Origin of the sequence: Parerythrobacter lacustris (genome assembly GCF_024626475.1) — a bacterium.
GTDB classification, from domain to species: domain Bacteria; phylum Pseudomonadota; class Alphaproteobacteria; order Sphingomonadales; family Sphingomonadaceae; genus Parerythrobacter_A; species Parerythrobacter_A lacustris.
Genome location: NZ_JANKHH010000001.1, coordinates 379,669 through 398,729 on the forward strand (window position 1 = coordinate 379,669; position 19,061 = coordinate 398,729).

A 19,061-nucleotide genomic window follows, 5' to 3' on the forward strand; every position below is an offset into this window, starting at 1 on the left:
ACGATGCTTGCGAGGCGATGAATGCGCCAGCCCCCGCCACAGCCATGGCAGGGGCCGGAGCGAAACGGGATCAGGCAGCCAACTTGCGCAGCACGTAATGGAGGATGCCGCCGTTGCGGTAATACTCCATTTCGTTGGCGGTATCGATCCGGCAATGCGCGGTGAAGCTGAACTGCGTCCCGTCGGCGCGGGTTACCGCCACTTCGACATCCTGGCCCGGAACCAGATCCGCCAGCCCCTTGATCGAGAATGTGTCGTCGCCGGTCAGGCCAAGGGTTTCGCGCGTGTCGCCGCCCTTGAACTGCAGCGGCAGCACGCCCATCCCGACGAGGTTCGAACGGTGGATACGCTCGAAGCTTTCGACGATCACCGCGCGCACGCCGAGCAGGATGGTCCCCTTCGCCGCCCAGTCGCGGCTCGATCCGGTGCCGTATTCCTTGCCGCCGATGACCACCAGCGGCGTTCCGTCGGCCTTGTGCTTCATCGCCGCGTCGTAGATCGCCATGGTCTCGCCGCCATAGCTGGTCTCGCCGCCTTCGACGCCCGGGACCATCTCGTTCTTGATGCGGATGTTGGCGAAGGTGCCGCGCATCATCACTTCGTGGTTGCCGCGGCGGCTGCCGTAGGAATTGAAATCCGCCTTCGCGACCTGGTTTTCCATCAGATAGCGTCCGCCCGGGCTGTCTTCCTTGATCGATCCGGCGGGGCTGATGTGGTCGGTGGTGACGCTGTCCCCGAGGATCGCAAGCGGCTTCGCATCGGTGATGTCGGTCACCGGCGCGGGGGTCATGCTCATGCCCTCGAAATAGGGCGGGTTGGCGACATAGGTGCTGCCCGGCCGCCAGGTGTAGGTGTCCGACGCCTCGACCTGAATCGCCTGCCAATGCTCATCGCCCTTGTAGACGTCGGCATAGCGGCTTTCGAACATCTGCCGGTCGATCGCGCCGCTGCGCACTTCGGCGATTTCGGCATTGCTCGGCCACAGGTCCTTCAGGAACACGTCGTTGCCGCCCTGGTCCTGCCCGATCGGGGTGCTGACGAAGTCTTCGGTCACCGTGCCCTTGAGCGCATAGGCGACCACCAGCGGCGGGGAGGCGAGGAAGTTGGCGCGCACATCGGGGCTGACGCGGCCTTCGAAGTTGCGGTTGCCCGACAGCACCGAGGCCGCGACGATATCGTTGCCGTTGATTGCCTTCGAAATCGGCGGCGCGAGCGGGCCCGAGTTGCCGATGCAGGTGGTGCAGCCGTAACCGACGAGGTCGAAGCCGATCGCGTCGAGATGTTCCTGCAGACCCGCCTTCACGAGATAGTCGGTGACCACCTGCGATCCGGGCGCGAGCGAGGTCTTGACCCACGGCTTGGGCTTCATTCCGCGCTCGTTCGCCTTCTTGGCGACGAGTCCGGCGGCAATCAGCACGTCGGGGTTGGAAGTATTGGTGCAGCTGGTGATCGCCGCGATCACGACGTCACCGTCACCGATATCGTGATCCTTGCCTTCGACCGGAACGCGGGCGGGCGACGCCTTGCCATAGAGCGAGGCCAGCTCGCGGTTGAACAGGTCGTCGACCTCGGGGAGGATGACCTTGTCCTGCGGCCGCTTGGGGCCGGCGAGCGACGGGACGACCGTACCCATGTCGAGCGACAGCGTCTTGGTGAACACCGGCTCGTTCTCCGGCGTGAACCACATGCCCTGTTCCTTGGCATAGGCTTCAACCAGCGCAATCGTCTCTTCCGGTCGGCCGGTCAGGCGCATGTAATCGAGCGTCTTGTCGTCGAACCCGAAGAAGCCGCAGGTCGCACCGTATTCGGGTGCCATGTTGGCGATGGTCGCGCGGTCGGCGAGGCTGAGGTTGGAGACGCCCGGACCGTAGAACTCGACGAACCGGCCTACCACGCCGACTTCGCGCAGCATCTGGACGCAGGTCAGCACGAGGTCGGTTGCAGTCACACCTTCGGACATCGCCCCGGTCAGCTTGAAGCCGACCACTTCGGGGATCAGCATCGAGACCGGCTGGCCCAGCATCGCGGCCTCCGCCTCGATCCCGCCGACCCCCCAGCCGAGCACTCCGAGACCGTTGATCATCGTGGTGTGGCTGTCCGTCCCCACGCAGGTGTCTGGGTAGGCGACAGTGACGCCGTCCTGGTCTTCCGACGACCACACGCCCTTGCCGAGATATTCAAGGTTCACCTGATGGCAGATGCCGGTTCCGGGAGGCACGGCGGTGAAGTTCTTGAAACTCTTCGAACCCCATTTGAGGAAGTCATAGCGCTCCGCATTGCGCTCATACTCAAGCTCGACGTTTTTCTCGAACGCCTTAGGGTGGCCAAATTCATCGACCATCACCGAGTGGTCGATCACCAGATTGACCGGCACTTGCGGGTTGATCTTGGCGGTATCGCCGCCGAGCTTCGCGATCGCATCGCGCATCGCGGCAAGGTCGACCACGCAGGGCACGCCGGTGAAATCCTGCAGCAGCACGCGCGCCGGACGGTACTGGATTTCCTTGCCGGTGGCGGGGTTGCGCTGCCAGTCGGCCAGTGCCTGCGCATCTTCGGTCGACACGGTGAAGCCGCCGTCCTCGAACCGCAGCATGTTCTCGAGCAGGACCTTGAGGCTGAAGGGCAGCTTCGAAACGTCGCCGATGGTCGCTTCCGCCTTGGCGAAGGAATAATAAGCGTAATCCCTGCCACCGACCGTAAGGGTTGAACGGGTTCCGAGCGTGTCCTTGCCCACCTGGGTCATGCGCGTGATTCCTCCTGCCAGAATTGCAGCAACCCGCCCTGTTGCACGGGAGCCGGATATGCGGCGGCACCTGCGCTTTCATGGCCCCTGCGTCAAGGGGAGGAAACTGCACCTGCGCCGCGACGATCTTACCGGGATCGAGCGGCGTAGGCTTGTAAATTGTCGCCACTATCAGGCTAGACGGGAATGTCCTGCGGCATGGTCGGCGGGGGCTCCGGCTGTTTGCGCGCGGCAATCCAGCAGCCGGCGACGATCAGCAGAGTTCCTGCCAGCGTTGCAGGCGTGACCTGTTCGGCAAAAAACAGCCAGCCGAACAGGCTCGCCCACAGGAAACCGGTGTATTCCATAGGAACGAGAACCTGCGCTTCGGCGCGGGCATAGGCCCAGGTGATCGACAATGCACCGCCGACGGTTAGCACTGCTGCTACGGCGATATCGGCCATCACGCGCGGCTCCGGCAAAGTGAAAAACCATGGCGCGAAGACGGCGAGCACGACACACCCCACGCCGCTGTGGAAGGTGGTCGCCTCGAGCGGGCTCGAGACCAGCGCCTGCTGCCGGATGATGATGAAGTTCCACGCATAAAGCAGCGCCGAAAAAAGGATCGCGGCGAGCCCTTTCAAAGTCTCCAGGTCCCCCTCCGCCGTCCCGAGCCGACCGGCGACAATCACCAGCGTCCCGACGAAACCCAGCACCGAGGCAAGAATCGCCTCGCGCCGGATCTCTTCGCCCAATAGGATCGCGGCCAGATAGAGCGCGATCAGCGGGGCGATGAAGGAGATCGCGATCGCTTCTGCGATCGGCAGCTTGGTCAAACCATAGAAGAAACTGAGGGCCATGAAGGCGGACACCGTGCCCCGCAGCAGATGCAGCTTGAGGACACTGGTACGAGGCCATTTGCGCTCGCGGAACCACCACAGGGGGCCGACGATCCCGGCCCCGAACAACGAGCGCATCACTGCCGCACTATAGGCACCGGCAGCCAGCGCCGCTGCCTTCATGAAGGCATCCATCAGCGACAGGAAACCGACCCCCAGCATGGCCGCAAGCAGAGGAAGGAGGTGCGGATGCCGGGTCATGCGCCACCGCATAGGCGGCCTGTTGCCGCGCGTCATCAGATTCGCGCCAATTCAGCCTGCAGAAAGCCCGATGCTTGATACAAGGCACAGGATGCGGCAAAATAGCCGGATCAGATGTAACGCAATCACTCGATGCGATGGGACTGCAGTGAAAAATTCGGTTTTGGTTCGACTTTCCTTGGCGACTGCCGTCTGTGCGCTGGTGCCCGGCGCTATTGCCGCGCAGACAGCGCAGCCGGAGAACCTCCTCCCTCGGCCGGCGGAGATTCGCGGCGAGGTGGTCGAAGCAGATACGGCTGCATTCGCGTCCGACCCGGTGATCCAGGCGATCGACGCGATGGCCGAACCGGAACAGCCCGCAATCCAGCAATGGTCGGTCGCAGCGGCGCAGGACTTGCTGGCGACGATCGAAGGCATCGGTGCTGAAGGGCTTACCCCGTCGGACTACAATCCGGCGGGCCTGCGGGCTGCCATTGCCGCCGGCAAGGGCGAAGCGCTGGATGCGCTCGCCAGCAAGATGTTCGCCTGGGTCGTTGAAGATCTGCGCGACGGCCGCACCCCGATGGATTCACGCAAGCAGTGGTTCGTGTTCGACCCGGACCAGGATCGCTATCCCACTGCCAAGCTGATGGCCGATGCGATTGCTTCGGGCGATGTCGATGCGGCGCTCGCCCCGATCATGCCGGAGCATCCGGATTACGCGCGTTTGCGGGAAGAGCTGGCCAAAACGCCGGCGACGAACAGCGCCAAGCGCAAGCTGATCCGCGCCAACATGGACCGATGGCGCTGGCTGCCGCGCGACATGGGCAGCCAGTATCTGATCACCAACGTGCCCGAGTACCAGCTACGCCTGACGGTCAACGACCGGATTGTGCGCACCTATCGCACCGTCGTCGGCAAACCGGGGCGCACGGCCACGCCGCAGATCGCCGAAAGTGTCGAAGGGGTGATCTTCAACCCGACGTGGACGGTGCCGCAGTCGATCGTCAAGGGCGAAGGCCTAGGCGCGCGGGTGCTCGGCAATCCGGCGTGGGCCAAGTCCGCCGGTTACACGGCTACGCGCGGGGCGAATGGCTTCGTCACCGTGGTGCAGCAGCCGGGGCCGACCAACTCGCTCGGCCTGATGAAGCTCGACATGCCCAACCGGCATGCGATCTTCCTGCACGACACGCCGTCACGGCACCTGTTTGCCAGCACCAACCGCGCCTTGAGCCATGGCTGCATTCGCACCGAGAACGCAATGACGCTGGCAATCACGCTGGCGATCCTGCGCGGCGGGCTGACGGCCGACGAAGCCAAGGCGACGATGTCGTCGGGTAAATACACAAGAATCGGTTTCAAGCAGACCATGCCGGTCTACATCACCTATTTCACCATGGCGCAGGACATCAACGGCGAGCTCAAGCAGTTCTCCGACATCTATGGCCGCGATGCGGCGGTGCTTGCGTCGCTGGACAAGGCGCGCGTGGCGGACCGCAGCCGGGTTACCGGCGAACAGGTGATCATCATCGAGGACAATCTGCAGGACACCTGATCGCGGATTTGCCGCGTTCAGTAGGCCCCGGGGTTGATCTGTTCGAGCCCAGCAGGATTCTCGGGCGAAAGGATTTTCAGATCCGGCGGAGCTTCGCGTGTGGGCGGTTCGACGATTGTACCGTCAGGCTGAAGCCCGAGGCTGTCGGCATAGAGCGCACGCCCGCCCCCGAGGTTGAGCAGCGCCAGCTTGAAATCCGCATCACCCATCGCAAAACAGCCATTCGAGCGACCGAGACGGCCCCATTTTTCCAGATGGCTGCGTTCGGCGTAGCCCGCCCGGTGCATGACGATGGCGCGATCGAGCGCGTTCGAATTGGTCGCGTCCACCCCGTTCAGCCGGATCGAGGTTCCGTAGCGACCGGTGTACCAGCCATAGGTCAGGTAGAGGCCCTTGCTGGTGCAATGCGAGCCGTTGGCGTTGGAAAACCAGTTGAGCCAGCCGTCATGCTCCGGATCGGAACCGTCGCCGTGGCTGACCAGGTAGGAATCAACCACTCCCCGTTCGAGGTCGACGAAATGGAACCGCTCTGCGGAACTGTGAAGACCGAAGTCGGCAATCCCGACGATATCGCGCCGCCACAGCAGGTGATCGATCCGGGCCTGTTCGCGCTTGGCGATCTCGGCGAGTAGGGAATCGCGCGGATTGCCGCTGCGGACCTGCGCCGGTAGCCGCGTCGGCAACGCCAGTGCTGCGGTCGCAAGAAGGCCGGAGGAAAGAAGTTGGCGCCTGTTCATCGTGTGCGTCATACCATAGGCTGTGCTAACCGAAAGGTGAACGGGGAGGAATTGCCGATGAAGCTTTCAAATACAGCCCGTGCGCTGCTGGCCGGTGCGACCCTGGCGCTGTCTGCGCCCCTGGTGGCCGACAGTCAGCCAGTACCGGCAAAGGGCCTCGATCCGGTGACCATGGAGCGGCTGCAAAACAACCGCGGGATAACGCTGCAATGGATCGGGTGGGACCAGCGCGGGATTGCACTGGTCCGACGCGGCGCCGACGGGACTGTGCGCCTGTCGGGCGGACAGATCGATCCCAAGGGCGCGGGCACCTTGTGGCTCGACGGCAAGGTGATCGAGGCAGGGCCGGATTACTTCGTCTTCGATGGCCTGATCCGCATCGCCGAGACACCCGACGAAGGGCGCGTGTGCGAGGCGAAGAAGCGCTGGCATTTCGCCATCACCCAGAACCGGAAGTACTATCGCCTGCGAGAATTCGAGTGGTGCGACGGTCTGACCGACTACATCGACATCTATTTCTAGTCGCCGAGGATCATCTCGTCGTCGCGGACGGAGATTTCATCGATCTGGCCGAGAAACGACTGGCCGAGCAACGAGATTTCGAGTCCTTCGGGCACCACCACGGCCGCAACCGAACGCGCTTCGTGACCATCGAGGCTGACCTCGTCGAGCACGGCGGGAACGCCGTAGACCGGGCCGCTCGCACCGCTGCCGATCGGCCTTATGTCGCTCTCGTCCCAATCGATCCCGGCGGCGCGGGCATCTTCTCCGGTCAAGGCGATGACACTGGCCCCGGTGTCGACAAGGAAGCGGCTGGTCGATCCATTGACCCGGACGTTGGCATAGAAGTGCCCGTCGCCCATCCGCGGCAGGGTCGTCGCCCCACCGGCGGAGTAAGAGCCCTGACCGCGAGAAGCCGCGAGCCGGTTGGAGGACGCGTTCGACATCGGATCAGCGTCTGCTAGCGCTGCCTGCGCGTCACCGCTCTCCTCTTCGCGAGGGGTAAAGGCATAGACCGCCAGCATGAGAGTGCCGGCTCCGAAGATCGCGCGTTCGATCATGGCCGGAAGCTAACGCGAAGGGCTTAACGCTCCCTAAAGCCGCCGGGAGCCGCAAAGCGCAGGTTCTCGTCCGCCATCGCGCGCATCGAGCGGGCATGACGTGCTGCTACGGTGCGCGCGTCGTCGCCATAGCCGCCGCCGAGCGCGCTGGCGATCGGTAGCCCGCGCCGGCGTGCCTGCGCGACCACGAAGCGATCGCGGGCTTCGAGTCCGTCATCGCTCAGCGCGAGACGGCCCAGCCGGTCTTCGGCATGCGGATCGACTCCCGCCTGATAGAGCACCAGGCCGGGCGCGAAACTGTCGAGCACATGGGGCAGGTGCATCTGAAGAGCTGCGAGATAATCTTCATCACCGGTGCCGTCGGGAAGAGCAATGTCGAGCGAGGACCTCGCCTTGCGCACGGGGAAGTTCTTTTCCGCATGGATCGAGAAGGTGAAAACGTCATCGCGCCCCGCCAGCAGGCTCGCGGTCCCGTCGCCCTGATGCACATCGCAATCGACGATCAGCACCCGCCGGGCATGGCGCTCGGCAATCAGCCGGTTGGCGCACACCGCAAGATCGTTGAACACGCAATAGCCCGCCCCGGTGTCGTGCAGCGCGTGATGGCTGCCCGCCGCGCTGTTGGCGGCATATCCGTGCTCCCTCGCCAGCTGCGCTGCGAGCCAGGTGCCGCCGTTGGTGTGGCGCACCCGGCTGGCGATCTGCGGCGTGACCGGGAAGCCGATCCGCCGCTCTTTCTCGCGCGGGACGCTGGCGGTGAACACCTGCTCGACATAGTCGGGGCAGTGCACTGCTTCGAGCCATTCGCGCGGCATCGGCTGCGGCGCATGCTCGTTAATGCGTGCGCCCGCCGCCCGCAGTTCGTCCATCACGAGGTAGTACTTATCGAACCGGAAGCTTCCGCGTTCGGGGCGGGGCGCCATGTAGTCGGCGTGGTGGACGACGTGGAGGATGGGGCTAGCCCGCCGGAGCAGCGAAACCGGCCAGCTCGTTATAGATCGCGTCCTCGCTCCGGCTGGCGGCATCGCGCCAACTCTTCGCGCTTTGCGGCGAATTGAGCAACTTGCCGCTGGCCGGATCGATCACCAGCAGGTTCGGCGTTCCTTCGACGTCGCTTACGCCAAAGCCTGCCGCGAGGTCGAGATTGCGCCCCTCGCCATCTTGTGGTCGACCTGCATCGACGAACACCACGACGAAATTGCGGTCGGTCAGGTTCTTGAACCGCGCTGTGTCGAGCCATCCGGCCAGCGCGCGACTGTCATGACACCAGTTGGCCCCAAAGATTGCAATCAGCCGCTTGCCTTCGACCATCGCTTGGGTGCGCGCGGCCATAATGCGTGCGGTTGCTGCGATCTCGGGCATTTCCGCATAAGGCGAGGCCTCCGGATATTCGTGGCCCTCTTCCGCCCGTACAGACGTCGCCAAGCTGGCCAGCAATACGGGCCCGAGAGCCAGGGCCAGGCCGCGATAGCGGGCCATGTGGCGATCAGACTTCCGGCTTACCGGCTGCGGCCGGAACGCCGAAATGCGGCGGGGTCGGGCCCTTGAGCAGACCGGGTGCCAGTTTGTCGTATTCCGGACACGGCTTCTTGTAGCCGTTCGGTCCGATTTCGGTGGTGTCGAAGCTCAACGTCAAATTGTCGCCGCTCACCTCTTTGCCGTATTTGACGATCACCCCGCAGGTGGCATAGCCCATGGCCACGGCCAGCGTTTCATCGCTTCCCAGCGCATCGGCGAAATGGCCGGCGAGCTGGTTGAATCCGGTCTTGGCTTCTTCGCTTGCCTTGCCGCCGGTCTTCTCCTCGCAAAAGGCCCAGGGATCGGCCTGCTCCCCGGTATCGGGCGAAAAGGCGCATTTCATCACTTTGGCATTGCCATCGTCGTCGAGCATGGCGAGCAGCTTCGCGCCCTCGCCCTCCTCCATCGCGGCGGCGACCTGCTTGTAGAATGCCTCGTTGATCTGCGCGTTGAGCGGGGCGTAGGCGGCGTCGATTTCCTTGTCGAAACGCGCGGCGTCCCAGTCTTTCTCCTTGTCGGCCGCGAAGCCGGAAGCGAAGGCGTGGAACTCGCCCAGGATCTGGCCCGACAGCCGCTTGAGCATGGCTTCCGGCTTCACCCCGACGGTCTTTTCCATCAGCAGCGGCATGGCTTCCTCGTTGGTCGGCGGCTTATCGGCCGAACAGGCGGCCAGCAGGGCCGCACCGCAGCAGGTGGCCAGCAGGTTGCGCATCGTCATATCCCGTCCCTTCGATGATAAGGCTATTCGGCGGCAACGGCATGCGGATCGAACGCCACAGCCTCGCCCGCCTCGATCTGTGCCGCTTTCGCTTCGACCAGCCGCACGATGTGGTCGAGCATGTCCTCGTTCTCGATATGGTGGTCCTTCACGCCCGAAAGATAGACCATGTGCTTGCCGTTACCGCCACCGGTCAGCCCGATATCGGTCTCGCGCGCCTCGCCCGGGCCGTTGACCACGCAGCCGAGGACCGAGAGGCTCATCGGGGTCTTGATGTGTTCGAGCCGCTTCTCGAGCGCCTCGACCGTGCGGATCACATCGAACCCCTGACGCGAACAGCTCGGGCAGGAGACCACTCGAACGCCGCGGGTGCGCAGGCCGAGCGCTTTCAGCATCTCGAAACCGACTTTCACTTCCTGCTCCGGCTCGGCCGACAGCGAGACCCGGATCGTGTCGCCGATCCCGGCCCACAGCAGGCTGCCCATGCCGATGCTCGACTTGACCGTGCCGCCGATCAGCCCGCCCGCTTCGGTAATCCCGAGATGCAGCGGGCAGTCGACCGTTTCGGCGAGCGCGTGATAGGCCGCGACGGCGAGAAACACGTCGCTGGCTTTCACCGCCACCTTGTAGTCGTGGAAATCGTGGTCCTGCAGCAGCTTGATATGGTCGAGCGCGCTTTCGACCAGCGCTTCGGGGCAGGGCTCGCCGTATTTCTCCAGCAAGTCCTTCTCGAGACTTCCGGCGTTGACCCCGATGCGGATCGCGCAGCCGTTTGCCTTGGCTGCACGGACCACTTCGGCCACCCGCTCGCTGCTGCCGATATTGCCCGGATTGATCCGCAGGCAGGCCGCGCCCTTGTCCGCCGCTTCGAGCGCGCGCTTGTAGTGGAAATGGATGTCGGCGACGATCGGCACGTTGGCCGCGCGGGTGATCCGGTCGAAGTTGGCGGTCGATTCCTCCGTCGGGCAGGACACGCGGATGATGTCTGCCCCGGCATCCTCGCAGCGGCGGATCTGGTCGATCGTCGCGCCGACATCCTCGGTCGGGGTGTTGGTCATGGTCTGCACGGTGATCGGCGCATCGCCGCCGACGGGCACGTTGCCGACCATGATCTGGCGCGATTTGCGGCGCTCGATCGTGCGCCACGGGCGAATTTCATTCATCTTGGCTGGCCGTAATCTGACAAGTGGAACACATGGAACACAGTCCTTGGACGGGATTCAGCGTACCCTGCGGCACGTCTCGCTTGCCCTGCATATGGCGGCTTTGCTGCGGAAATGCGACCTGTTTCATGGCTGCGGGCCTTACACCAATCATCTGCAGTAGGAAAATCCGACCGGCTGAGGCATGAGGCGTCAGAATGCACGACCTGACCGCACAGACCGACGACAATGATGGCCAGACTCCGCTGCTGTTCTCCCGCGTGCTCGACGGGAACGGCGGCGGCAGGCCGATCGATTGGGAAGAGCTGCAGGCGTGGCAGCCGCAGACCGACGACGAAGTCCTGTGGATGCATATGCGGCGCAACGGCCCCGGCGTGTACGAGTGGCTGCAATCCGCGCTCGGCATTCCCGAGCCGACGGCGGAATTGCTGACCAGCGATTCGACCAGGCCGCGCGCATTCCGTGAGGGGCAGACGCTGGTTGCTACGCTGCGCGGGATCAACTTCAATCCCGGAGCGGAGCCCGAAGACATGGTGTCGATGCAGCTGTGGAGCGACGGCAAGCGCCTCGTCACCCTGCGCCGCCTCCCCTTGCAAACTCCGCGCGACACACTGGCGGAGATCGACGGAGGTTACGGCCCGAACGATGCCGGCTCGGTGATCACTTCGCTGACCGAGAACATGATCGCGCGGATGAATGCGTCGATCGTCGACATGAACGACCACATCGATCAGTGCGAAGCAATGGATCTCGACGTGATGAGCGACCGGGTGCTTGCCAAGATCACCACGATCCGCCGCAACTGCCTCGCGCTCAAGCGTCACATGGGGCCGCAGCACGCCGCATTCGAAACGATCAGCCGCGACGCGCCGGACTGGTTCGAGGAACACGACCGGCGCGAAATGGCCGAAACCATCGAGCGGCTGCGGCGCTATCTCGACGACATCGACATCAGCAAGGAAAGCGCGGTGGTGATGCTGGACGAGCTGCGGGCGCGCGCCATCGCAAGTTCCGACCGGACCAACTATATTCTCACCATCGTCGCGGCGATTTTCCTGCCGCTGACCTTTCTTACCGGCCTTCTCGGCATCAATGTCGGCGGAATCCCGGGTGCCGAAGGCGACAAGGCATTCTGGATCGTGGTCGGGCTGTGCGGGGCGATCCTAGCCGGCCAGCTCATCTTCTTCTGGAAGTGGAAGTGGCTATAGAACGGCGTCGCCCGCTTACGCGCGCAGGCGAAGTTCACCCACAGTGATGCCTTTCGACGTTTCGATCCGCGCGATCTCTCCATCCTTCCCGGCATCGGGACGGCCGCCCTCGGTCTTGAGCAACCATTGCTGCGATCGGATCACGGGGAGCGGCCGGCTGAAAAAGTAGCCCTGCCCATAGGTCACGCCGAGGCTTGCGAGCACCTGCTTCTCGGCCTCGGTCTCGATCCCTTCGGCGACCAGCGAGCACCCGATCTCGCGCGAGAAACTAACTAGTGCCGATGCCAGCGCACGCCGCGCCGGATCACTGTCGATATCGCGGGTGAGACTCATATCGAGCTTGAGGATATCGGGTGCGAGGTCGACGAGGTGCCGCAGCCCGGCGTATCCGGCGCCGACATCGTCGATCGCGATCCGCGCCTTGCCGGCGATTGCCTTGAGCGCCCTCGCCAGCGCCTCGTAGTCCGCGACCCGCTGGTGCTCGGTGACTTCGATCACCAGCCGTTCCTCGTTACCCTCGCGCAGCGCCTGCGCCAGTGCGCCGGACATGACCGTCTCGGGCGAGACATTGACCGACATGTAGTGCCCTGGCGGGACATAGGGCAGCGTTTCGAGTGCAGAACGAACCGCGAGCATGTCGAGCTCGATCCCCAGCCCGACTTCGCTCGCTTCGTTGAACCACTGGTCGGGGCCACGCTCGGTCGCATCGGGGAACCGGGCAAGGCACTCGACACCGGCGGGCTGGTCATCGGCGAGCGAGTGGATCGGCTGGTGCATGATCGTCAGGCGATTGCCGCTGATGACCTGGCTGATGGTCTTCTGCAGCGCCGACCGGCGTGCCTCACCGGCCAGTTCCACTTCGATCTGTTCGGCGGCGAGCTGCGCGAAGGCGCGTACCACGCCAAGATCGCGTTCGGTCATCGACCGGTCGGGGGTACGGCTCAGGGCGCAGAAACTGCCGTAGACCGTGCCATCCGACATCCGCAGCGGGACATTGAGGTGACAACCGACGGGCAGCATCTGGGTGATCGCGAACTGCTCGGTGAAGGGAAAGTCTGCCGGGTCCTGGATCAATTCGGGCAAATTGCCCTGCAGCACATGCCAGCAATAACCCTCTTCCTTGGGCTCGCGATAACCGGGCCCCATCGGCAAGTCGAGGTCGGAGCGGACGTTCATCAGCTCGCGGTCATGTTCATGAAACTTGGTCACGAAGGCAATTTCCACCCCGAGGTGTTCGCGCACGGCATCGAGGATACGATCGACCCGCGATGCCGAGGAATCGATTTCGGCACCGGGTAAGTCGAGAGCAACGGCAAGCGATGGCTGATCTGTCATATCCGCAGCTTGCGCCCTTCGCCCTAAATAGTTGTTAATGCTGAAGGGTAGGCTGCAAAGCGGCTCACCACTTGAGCAGCGGCGGGAGCAGGAAGCGCCCCGCGATCGCGCCGACCAGCACCGGCGCCGCATGCCACAGCCCGATATGCATAACATCGTCGATCGGGCAGCTGAGGCCGTAGGCCGCGCTGCCGAGCGCGGTGGCTGCGACACCGGTCAGCAGGCCTGCGGTGCTGATCGAAACCGGTGCGCCGCGTCGCAACCAGTGGACCAGCGCGCCGGTGACCAGCAGCGAGCACACGAGCCCCGCGACGAGGCAATATATGCCGTGCTCGTCATGATAGGCGGCCGGGCCGCCCGGTTGCGCCAGCAAGGTGACCAGTGCGGCAACCGGCAGTACTGCGGCCGTCGCCATGGCCCATTTCGGACCCTCGTAACGATTGCCCACCCGGGGACTCGCCATCGATACCACTGCCACGGCCGCTGCGGCCCCCGACGCCAGCAACAGGCCATTGCCGATATAGAAGAACGGCGAGGCGTGGCCGTACACGCCCGTCATCCACAGACCTTCTACCAACTGCACGAGCAGGACCGTGCCAACCAGCGCCAGCACTGCCAGCGCGAGCCCGTCGCGCAGCTTCAGCGTTCGCACCGGTGCCAGATCATTTGCCAACTGCCCGACCAAGGGATTGGGAACCCGTTCCATTATCATTCTGCCTTCTCAACAAGCGCGGCCAGCTTCTTGAGGCCGCGATGGATATTTACTTTGACTGCGGACTCCGACTGTCCGCTGCGTTCGGCCGCCTCTGCAATCGACAGCCCTTCGATTTTCACCAGCTCGATGGCTTCGGATTGCTTGCTCGGTATCTGGACGAACATCCGCTCTAGGCTGAGCCGGGCAAGCAGGGCGTCCTCGCCGCTGTCTTCCGCCGCATCGTGGTCCTCCAGCGCATCTTCCTCGGTGCGATAGACTTTCCGCAAATGGTCGACCCAGCGATAGCGCGCGATCGCCGCGAGCCACGGCAGGAATGGCCGGCTTGCATCCCAGCTGGCGCGCTTGCGATGCACAGCCAGCATCACTTCCTGCACCAGATCGTCGAGCATAGCCGGGGCACAGCGGCGGCGGAAATAGCGCTCCAGCCACAGCTGCACCTCGGTCAGCAGCACGGTATAGGCCTGCTTGTCGCCCTGCTGCGAGGCCGCCATCAGGCGCGCCAGCGTGGGTTCGTCTGCAATCACTTTTGCCTCCCCCGACCGGTCCCGTCACTGTCGCATCTTGATGAACAGCGCGTCGAGCGAAAAGCGCCCGCCACCACGCGACAGGAGAACCAGAGCAAGCGCCGCCCACAGGCTGTGGACCGGCCACCAGGCCTCGGGGAAGATCAGGAACTGGATCACCAGCGACATCCCCAGCAGACCTGCCGCACCGATCCGGGTGAACAGCCCCAAGGCAACCAGCACTGGCAGGAAGAACTCGGCATACATCGACATCGGCACCATGATCTGGGGCGATATCGGCAGGCCGAATTCCTCGAACAGAAAATACTGTGTCTCGTCGATCTGGAACCAGGTGCCGTCCACCACCTTGGTCCGGCCCGAACTCCAGAACACTTGCGCCAGCGCAAGCCGGGTGAGCAGCAGCGCGCCGCTCTCGATCCATTTGCCGGACAAGGCTTCCGCCACTCGGTCGTAAGTCGCAAGGACGCGCTGCATCATGCTCTCCCGTCGCTACCGTGCGATCAGCGCTTGACCGGGGTCAGCGAACCCTTGCCCTTGGGGGTGCTGATCTTGGTGCAGGTTCCCTTGTCGACCAGCTTCCAAGCGTTGCCCTGATAGTCGCGGGTCGAGGTGCCCGAGCAGCTGGTGCCCGGCCCGGCCGCGCAATCGTTCTTGCCTGCCTTGGCAACGCCGTAGCACTTTTCCTTGGCCCCGCCCTGCGCGGTGGCGGGAGTGGTCGCCAGACCGGCGGCGATACCGGCGGCGAGCGTGAGGCCGGCGATGCGGGCAATGTTGGACTTGGTCATCGAAATTCTCCTCGGCGTGAATTTTCTTAGGGGGTGCCCCGGCAATGAAGCGGAACTGTCGGGGAGTTCGGGCCTCGCCCGCCATTGGTTACTGGGTGCAAAATTTTTTGGCCTGTAACCATGCGCCTTGGTGTATCGAAATGCTGTCTGTCCGCTCGCGGACGGTCCAATCGCAACACGTCTTGTGGAGAATTCAGTCATGACCAGAAACACCGCATTCGCCGCTGCCGCCGCAGCGCTCGCCCTTAGTTCGGCCGCCGCCTTCGCCGCAGAACCGCCCGCTGGAAGCTCGGGCAAGGCCATCAGCGCCAATGACACCGTCCACTGCTATGGCGTGCATGATTGCAAGGGCAATTCGGACTGCGCGACCACCGAGAGCGCCTGCAAGGGCCAGAACGCCTGCAAGGGCCATGGCTTCAAGGCGATGAAGGCTGGCGAATGCCTGACCAAGGGCGGAACGATCGGCGATATCGGCTGATTGGTCACCCTGCACGGTCCGGCGGCCAGACCCTCCCCCCACCGCCGCCGGATCGTGCAACCTTCCGTGCGAACTTCGCGATGATGAACACGATCTCCCGTTTCGACGGCTTCGGGCTCGGCCTGCGCCGGACGCATTACGCCGACTTCCTCGATGGCGATGTGCCGGTCGATTTCGTCGAAGTGATTTCCGAGAATTTCATGGTCGACGGCGGCAATCCGCTGCGCGTGCTGACGCAGGTGCGCGAAAAGCTGCCCGTCATCCTGCACGGCGTCTCGATGTCGATCGGCTCGGCGCACGGGCTGGATTGCGAGTATCTTCGCCGTCTCAGGGCGTTGGCGGAGCGGATCGAACCCTTGTGGGTGTCCGACCATCTGTGCTGGACCCGCACCAGCGCGCACAACAGCCACGACCTGCTGCCGATGCCCTACACCGAAGAGGCGCTGCGGCTGGTGTGCGACAACATTGATCACGCGCAGGAAGCGCTCGGCCGCGCTATGCTGTTCGAAAACCCGTCGAGCTATCTCACCTTCCCCGAGGACGAAATGCGCGAATGGGAATTCGTCGCCGAAATGGCCAAGCGCAGCGGCTGCTACCTGCTGCTCGACGTCAACAACATCTATGTCAGCGCGCACAATCACGGGTTCGACGCGAGCGAATGCCTGCGCGCCCTGCCGCATGACCGGGTGCGCCAGATCCACCTCGCGGGCCATACCGACGGGGAAATCAAGATCGATACCCACGATCAGCCGGTATGCGGCGGGGTGTGGGACCTCTATCGCGAGGCGGTTGCGTTGGCCGGCCCGGTCGCGACGATGATCGAGCGCGACGACGGTATCCCGCCATTGCCGGAATTGCTCGACGAACTCGATGTCGCACGCAGTATCGCCGCCGGGACGCGAAGCAAGGTCGCTGCATGACGCTTGCGGCGAGCCAGAAGGATTTCATGGCGCAGGTGCTCGACGAGGATCATGCGCTGCCCGACGGCTGGAGCGCGCGCCATGCGGCAGGCCTGGCGATCTATCGCAACAATTACCGCACCTCGCTGGTCGAAGCACTGCGCTCGACCTACGAGCGGACTGCCTCCTATGTCTGCGAGGAAGCTTTCCGGCAGGCGGCGGTGCATCATTTGATTACCCATCCGCCGAAGAGTTGGACGCTCGACCGCGCGGGCGACGGCTTTCCCGATACGCTGCGTGAGCTGTTCAAGAGCGACCCCGAGGTCGCCGAACTCGGCTGGCTCGAAGCGGCGATGCAGCGCGCCTTTGTGGCCGCCGATGCCGCGCCGCTCGATGCGGCGGGTTTTGCCGGGGCGACCGCGCTGTTCACCGAGGACGACTGGAGCGCAATGCAACTGGCATTCCTGCCCGGCACCGCGCTCGCCCCGGTGGAGCATGATATTCCCGCGCTTTGGCGCGCGGTCGATCCCGACGGCGAAAGCCCGTCGCAGGCCGATCGTCTCGACGCACCGATGCACCTCCTCGTTTGGCGCGAGGGGTTGAAGCCGGTCTTCCGCCTCATCGACCGGTCCGAAGGCGAGGCGATGGCCGCGCTCCTCGGCGGCACAAGCTATGGCGACGCCTGCGCCATGCTGGTCGACCGGCTGGGCGAAGAGGCCGCCATCGCGCAGGCCGGCGCCATGCTCGGGCGCTGGCTGCACGACGGCCTGATCGAAAGTGTCAGTTCGCCCGCTGCGAGGGGATGAATTCCTCCCGCACCGCCTTCGCCATCAGGTCGAGCGGAATGATCCCCTGGCTCAGCAGGAAGTCGTTGAACGCTTTCTCGTTGAACCGTTCGCCCAGCGCGACCTCAGTCTCGATCCGCAGGTCGACCAGCTTGCGGTAGCCGTAGTAATAGCTGCCCGCCTGCCCCGGCGCGCGGAACTGGTAGCGGTCGAGCTCCTGCTTCACCATGCCGGGGGAGAACAATGCGTCCTCGCTCAGCACCCGCCCGGCTTCCTCGCGGCTGATCATGCCGAGATTGAGCATCGGGTCGAGGAAGGCGCGGGCGGTGCGCAGCAGGCGGAACTGCTGGGCGATGAACTGGCCCTCGATCGGCTCGTGCGGCAACATCTCGGCCTCGGCATAGAGCGCCCAGCCTTCGACGTTGACGCTGTTGAAGGCATAGAGCAGCCGCGCGAGGCTGACGCCCTGCTTGACCAAAGCATCGAACTGCATCTCGTGGCCAGGGCGGGCTTCGTGCGCGCTCAGCGTCCAGCTTGCCGCCGGGTGGTTGAAATCGTCATAGGCTTCGTCTGCCGGGGCGGTCGGGTTGGAGACGGTGAGCACGAATGTCCCCTGCTCGCCGGTGTTGCCGATCAGCCGCGGCGGGCGCATGTGCGGCGCGGGCTGCGCGGCGCTCTCGGCGACCGAGGCGACGCGCATCTGCAGCACCGTGTCGGGCAGGCTGACGATCTGGTTCTCGCGGATTTTCGCCTCGAGCTCGGCATTCACCCCGCGGTAAAATTCCTCGATTTCCTCAGCAGGAATGGTGTCCTGCTTGAGGCGGCGCATGACCGATTTGTAGTCGGTCTCGGTCCAGCCGTTCTTCGCCGCGATCTGCGGTGCGAGCGCTTCCATCTGGGCGCGCACTTCGTAGAAGCCGCGGCGGGCCTCTTCGATCGCTTCGAGCGGGTCCATGTCGATCCCCACCTGCCGCAGGCTCAATGCATAGAGTTCGGGCGGCAGGCGCGGATTGTCGCGCGCGGTCGGGAGAACGGTCGCTCTGGTCCATTCGCCATATTCGGTGAGCTGCTGTTCCATCGCATCGAGCGCTGTGTCGGCACCGCCAATCTCGTATTTGGCGAACAGTTCGCGGATGCCGCTGACGAAGATCGGAACCTTGGCGACCGTTTCCTCGATCTCGACCTTGTAGGGGCCCATTTTGCCCTCTCCCCGGCTCGCTTCGAAGCGGCGTTTGGCGAGGGTGGTCATCGGCTCGGTGCCCAGCCACTGGCCGGTGAAGCGCTTGAGCAATTCGAGCGCCTTGGGGCGGCGAGCCTCGGCGGTCTGGTCGGAAAGCAATTGCCCGATGCTGCCGAACAGACCCTGTGGCACGTCATTGTATTCGAGCATGTACTGCCGGTTGAGCGCGAATCCTTCGATGTCCTGGTTCAGCGAATCAATCAGGATCTGGAGGTCTTGCTTCACATAGGGATTGCTTTCGGATGCAAGCGCGGCCTCGAACTTCGCCTTGAGCGCCGATGCGGCAGCAACGTAGCGGTCGTCGCGGTCGAGCGACATGTCGTTCACCAGCCCGTCGTATTGATCGTATCCTGCAGACGAGGCCCCGGTGGGGAAGAACTGTGCCTGCATGTCGATCACCTGCTGGGTGTAGGCATTGCTGGTCCCGACCCAATCCTGCGACGCGGCGTCCTCGGTCTGCGCGAGCGCGACGGTCGGCATGGCGGGCATGGCGACGGCGAGCGCGATGGCGGCGGCGAAAGTTCTCATGATGGCTTCTC

Annotated in this window: 20 protein-coding genes; 6 read left to right on the forward strand and 14 right to left on the reverse strand. The window is 64.1% G+C overall.

Annotation, left to right across the window (positions count from 1 at the left end; all coding sequences use genetic code 11):
* Nucleotides 1–70 precede the first annotated feature (70 nt).
* Both acnA and NSO95_RS01915 read right to left on the reverse strand, forming a co-directional pair.
* On the reverse strand, nt 71–2,743 hold the full coding sequence (gene acnA, locus NSO95_RS01910; protein WP_257594449.1) for an aconitate hydratase AcnA: 2,673 nt from the start codon (nt 2,741–2,743) through the stop codon (nt 71–73).
* A gap of 176 nt (nt 2,744–2,919) precedes the next feature.
* Entirely contained in the window at nt 2,920–3,822 is a 903-nt protein-coding gene (locus tag NSO95_RS01915; protein WP_257594450.1) for a DMT family transporter, read from the reverse strand.
* A 178-nt stretch (nt 3,823–4,000) separates the two neighbouring features.
* Here NSO95_RS01915 and NSO95_RS01920 point away from each other — a divergent pair, with 178 nt between their 5' ends.
* The gene (locus tag NSO95_RS01920) at nt 4,001–5,356 is read left to right on the forward strand and encodes a L,D-transpeptidase family protein (RefSeq protein ID WP_257594451.1); all 1,356 of its coding nucleotides are present in this window, start codon (nt 4,001–4,003) and stop codon (nt 5,354–5,356) included.
* A 17-nt stretch (nt 5,357–5,373) separates the two neighbouring features.
* Here the strand turns inward: NSO95_RS01920 and NSO95_RS01925 are convergent, their stop codons facing one another.
* Entirely contained in the window at nt 5,374–6,093 is a 720-nt protein-coding gene (locus tag NSO95_RS01925) for a murein L,D-transpeptidase catalytic domain family protein (protein WP_257594452.1), read from the reverse strand.
* A 57-nt stretch (nt 6,094–6,150) separates the two neighbouring features.
* On the opposite strand from NSO95_RS01925, the gene NSO95_RS01930 reads away from it, so the two are divergent.
* Nucleotides 6,151–6,615: a hypothetical protein gene (locus NSO95_RS01930; RefSeq protein WP_257594453.1), complete on the forward strand. Its 465-nt coding sequence runs from the start codon at nt 6,151–6,153 to the stop codon at nt 6,613–6,615.
* Here NSO95_RS01930 and NSO95_RS01935 read toward each other — a convergent pair.
* The 5 genes from NSO95_RS01935 to ispG all read right to left on the reverse strand — a co-directional run bounded on the left by NSO95_RS01935 (nt 6,612) and on the right by ispG (nt 10,553).
* On the reverse strand, nt 6,612–7,154 hold the full coding sequence (locus NSO95_RS01935; protein WP_257594454.1) for a retropepsin-like aspartic protease family protein: 543 nt from the start codon (nt 7,152–7,154) through the stop codon (nt 6,612–6,614). The two genes, NSO95_RS01930 and NSO95_RS01935, sit on opposite strands and share 4 nt — an antisense overlap.
* Before the next feature lie 23 nt (nt 7,155–7,177).
* Nucleotides 7,178–8,077, reverse strand: a complete 900-nt coding sequence (locus NSO95_RS01940) for a histone deacetylase family protein (protein ID WP_257594455.1) — start codon at nt 8,075–8,077, stop codon at nt 7,178–7,180.
* Nucleotides 8,078–8,111: 34 nt separating this feature from the next.
* Entirely contained in the window at nt 8,112–8,579 is a 468-nt protein-coding gene (locus tag NSO95_RS01945; protein ID WP_257594456.1) for a thioredoxin family protein, read from the reverse strand.
* 61 nt (nt 8,580–8,640) lie between these two features.
* Nucleotides 8,641–9,390, reverse strand: coding sequence for a hypothetical protein (locus NSO95_RS01950; protein ID WP_257594457.1), 750 nt, complete (start codon nt 9,388–9,390; stop codon nt 8,641–8,643).
* Between the two features lie 23 nt (nt 9,391–9,413).
* Complete coding sequence (ispG, locus tag NSO95_RS01955; protein ID WP_257594458.1) at nt 9,414–10,553, reverse strand: flavodoxin-dependent (E)-4-hydroxy-3-methylbut-2-enyl-diphosphate synthase; 1,140 nt, start codon at nt 10,551–10,553, stop codon at nt 9,414–9,416.
* Between the two features lie 197 nt (nt 10,554–10,750).
* On the opposite strand from ispG, the gene NSO95_RS01960 reads away from it, so the two are divergent.
* Nucleotides 10,751–11,761, forward strand: a complete 1,011-nt coding sequence (locus tag NSO95_RS01960; RefSeq protein ID WP_257594459.1) for a zinc transporter ZntB — start codon at nt 10,751–10,753, stop codon at nt 11,759–11,761.
* A 15-nt stretch (nt 11,762–11,776) separates the two neighbouring features.
* Here the strand turns inward: NSO95_RS01960 and NSO95_RS01965 are convergent, their stop codons facing one another.
* The 5 genes from NSO95_RS01965 to NSO95_RS01985 form a co-directional block, all read right to left on the reverse strand.
* Entirely contained in the window at nt 11,777–13,096 is a 1,320-nt protein-coding gene (locus NSO95_RS01965; RefSeq protein ID WP_257594460.1) for a sensor domain-containing phosphodiesterase, read from the reverse strand.
* Between the two features lie 64 nt (nt 13,097–13,160).
* Nucleotides 13,161–13,802, reverse strand: coding sequence for a DUF1109 domain-containing protein (locus tag NSO95_RS01970; protein WP_257594461.1), 642 nt, complete (start codon nt 13,800–13,802; stop codon nt 13,161–13,163).
* A 2-nt stretch (nt 13,803–13,804) separates the two neighbouring features.
* Nucleotides 13,805–14,335, reverse strand: coding sequence for a sigma-70 family RNA polymerase sigma factor (locus NSO95_RS01975; protein WP_257594463.1), 531 nt, complete (start codon nt 14,333–14,335; stop codon nt 13,805–13,807).
* 24 nt (nt 14,336–14,359) lie between these two features.
* Nucleotides 14,360–14,809, reverse strand: a complete 450-nt coding sequence (locus tag NSO95_RS01980) for a DoxX family protein (RefSeq protein WP_257594464.1) — start codon at nt 14,807–14,809, stop codon at nt 14,360–14,362.
* Between the two features lie 26 nt (nt 14,810–14,835).
* Complete coding sequence (locus NSO95_RS01985; RefSeq protein ID WP_257594465.1) at nt 14,836–15,120, reverse strand: BufA1 family periplasmic bufferin-type metallophore; 285 nt, start codon at nt 15,118–15,120, stop codon at nt 14,836–14,838.
* A 199-nt stretch (nt 15,121–15,319) separates the two neighbouring features.
* On the opposite strand from NSO95_RS01985, the gene bufA2 reads away from it, so the two are divergent.
* The 3 genes from bufA2 (at nt 15,320) to NSO95_RS02000 (ending at nt 17,303) form a co-directional block, all read left to right on the forward strand.
* Complete coding sequence (gene bufA2, locus NSO95_RS01990) at nt 15,320–15,598, forward strand: BufA2 family periplasmic bufferin-type metallophore (RefSeq protein WP_257594466.1); 279 nt, start codon at nt 15,320–15,322, stop codon at nt 15,596–15,598.
* An 83-nt stretch (nt 15,599–15,681) separates the two neighbouring features.
* Complete coding sequence (gene bufB, locus NSO95_RS01995) at nt 15,682–16,518, forward strand: MNIO family bufferin maturase (protein WP_257594467.1); 837 nt, start codon at nt 15,682–15,684, stop codon at nt 16,516–16,518.
* Complete coding sequence (locus tag NSO95_RS02000) at nt 16,515–17,303, forward strand: HvfC/BufC N-terminal domain-containing protein (protein ID WP_257594468.1); 789 nt, start codon at nt 16,515–16,517, stop codon at nt 17,301–17,303. The genes bufB and NSO95_RS02000 overlap by 4 nt, the downstream gene beginning before the upstream one ends.
* Here the strand turns inward: NSO95_RS02000 and NSO95_RS02005 are convergent.
* On the reverse strand, nt 17,278–19,050 hold the full coding sequence (locus NSO95_RS02005) for a DUF885 domain-containing protein (RefSeq protein ID WP_257594469.1): 1,773 nt from the start codon (nt 19,048–19,050) through the stop codon (nt 17,278–17,280). The genes NSO95_RS02000 and NSO95_RS02005 overlap by 26 nt on opposite strands.
* Between the last annotated feature and the right edge of the window lie 11 nt (nt 19,051–19,061).

What these genes read in the sequence shown, in the direction of transcription:
- acnA (WP_257594449.1), bottom strand. Translation starts at nt 2,743, where the DNA reads ATGACCCAGGTGGGCAAGGACACGCTCGGAACCCGTTCAACCCTTACG.
- NSO95_RS01915 (WP_257594450.1), bottom strand. Translation starts at nt 3,822, where the DNA reads ATGACCCGGCATCCGCACCTCCTTCCTCTGCTTGCGGCCATGCTGGGG.
- NSO95_RS01925 (WP_257594452.1), bottom strand. Translation starts at nt 6,093, where the DNA reads ATGAACAGGCGCCAACTTCTTTCCTCCGGCCTTCTTGCGACCGCAGCA.
- NSO95_RS01930 (WP_257594453.1), top strand. Translation starts at nt 6,151, where the DNA reads ATGAAGCTTTCAAATACAGCCCGTGCGCTGCTGGCCGGTGCGACCCTG.
- NSO95_RS01935 (WP_257594454.1), bottom strand. Translation starts at nt 7,154, where the DNA reads ATGATCGAACGCGCGATCTTCGGAGCCGGCACTCTCATGCTGGCGGTC.
- NSO95_RS01940 (WP_257594455.1), bottom strand. Translation starts at nt 8,077, where the DNA reads ATGGCGCCCCGCCCCGAACGCGGAAGCTTCCGGTTCGATAAGTACTAC.
- NSO95_RS01950 (WP_257594457.1), bottom strand. Translation starts at nt 9,390, where the DNA reads ATGACGATGCGCAACCTGCTGGCCACCTGCTGCGGTGCGGCCCTGCTG.
- ispG (WP_257594458.1), bottom strand. Translation starts at nt 10,553, where the DNA reads ATGAATGAAATTCGCCCGTGGCGCACGATCGAGCGCCGCAAATCGCGC.
- NSO95_RS01960 (WP_257594459.1), top strand. Translation starts at nt 10,751, where the DNA reads ATGCACGACCTGACCGCACAGACCGACGACAATGATGGCCAGACTCCG.
- NSO95_RS01965 (WP_257594460.1), bottom strand. Translation starts at nt 13,096, where the DNA reads ATGACAGATCAGCCATCGCTTGCCGTTGCTCTCGACTTACCCGGTGCC.
- NSO95_RS01970 (WP_257594461.1), bottom strand. Translation starts at nt 13,802, where the DNA reads ATGGAACGGGTTCCCAATCCCTTGGTCGGGCAGTTGGCAAATGATCTG.
- NSO95_RS01980 (WP_257594464.1), bottom strand. Translation starts at nt 14,809, where the DNA reads ATGCAGCGCGTCCTTGCGACTTACGACCGAGTGGCGGAAGCCTTGTCC.
- NSO95_RS01985 (WP_257594465.1), bottom strand. Translation starts at nt 15,120, where the DNA reads ATGACCAAGTCCAACATTGCCCGCATCGCCGGCCTCACGCTCGCCGCC.
- bufA2 (WP_257594466.1), top strand. Translation starts at nt 15,320, where the DNA reads ATGACCAGAAACACCGCATTCGCCGCTGCCGCCGCAGCGCTCGCCCTT.
- bufB (WP_257594467.1), top strand. Translation starts at nt 15,682, where the DNA reads ATGAACACGATCTCCCGTTTCGACGGCTTCGGGCTCGGCCTGCGCCGG.
- NSO95_RS02000 (WP_257594468.1), top strand. Translation starts at nt 16,515, where the DNA reads ATGACGCTTGCGGCGAGCCAGAAGGATTTCATGGCGCAGGTGCTCGAC.
- NSO95_RS02005 (WP_257594469.1), bottom strand. Translation starts at nt 19,050, where the DNA reads ATGAGAACTTTCGCCGCCGCCATCGCGCTCGCCGTCGCCATGCCCGCC.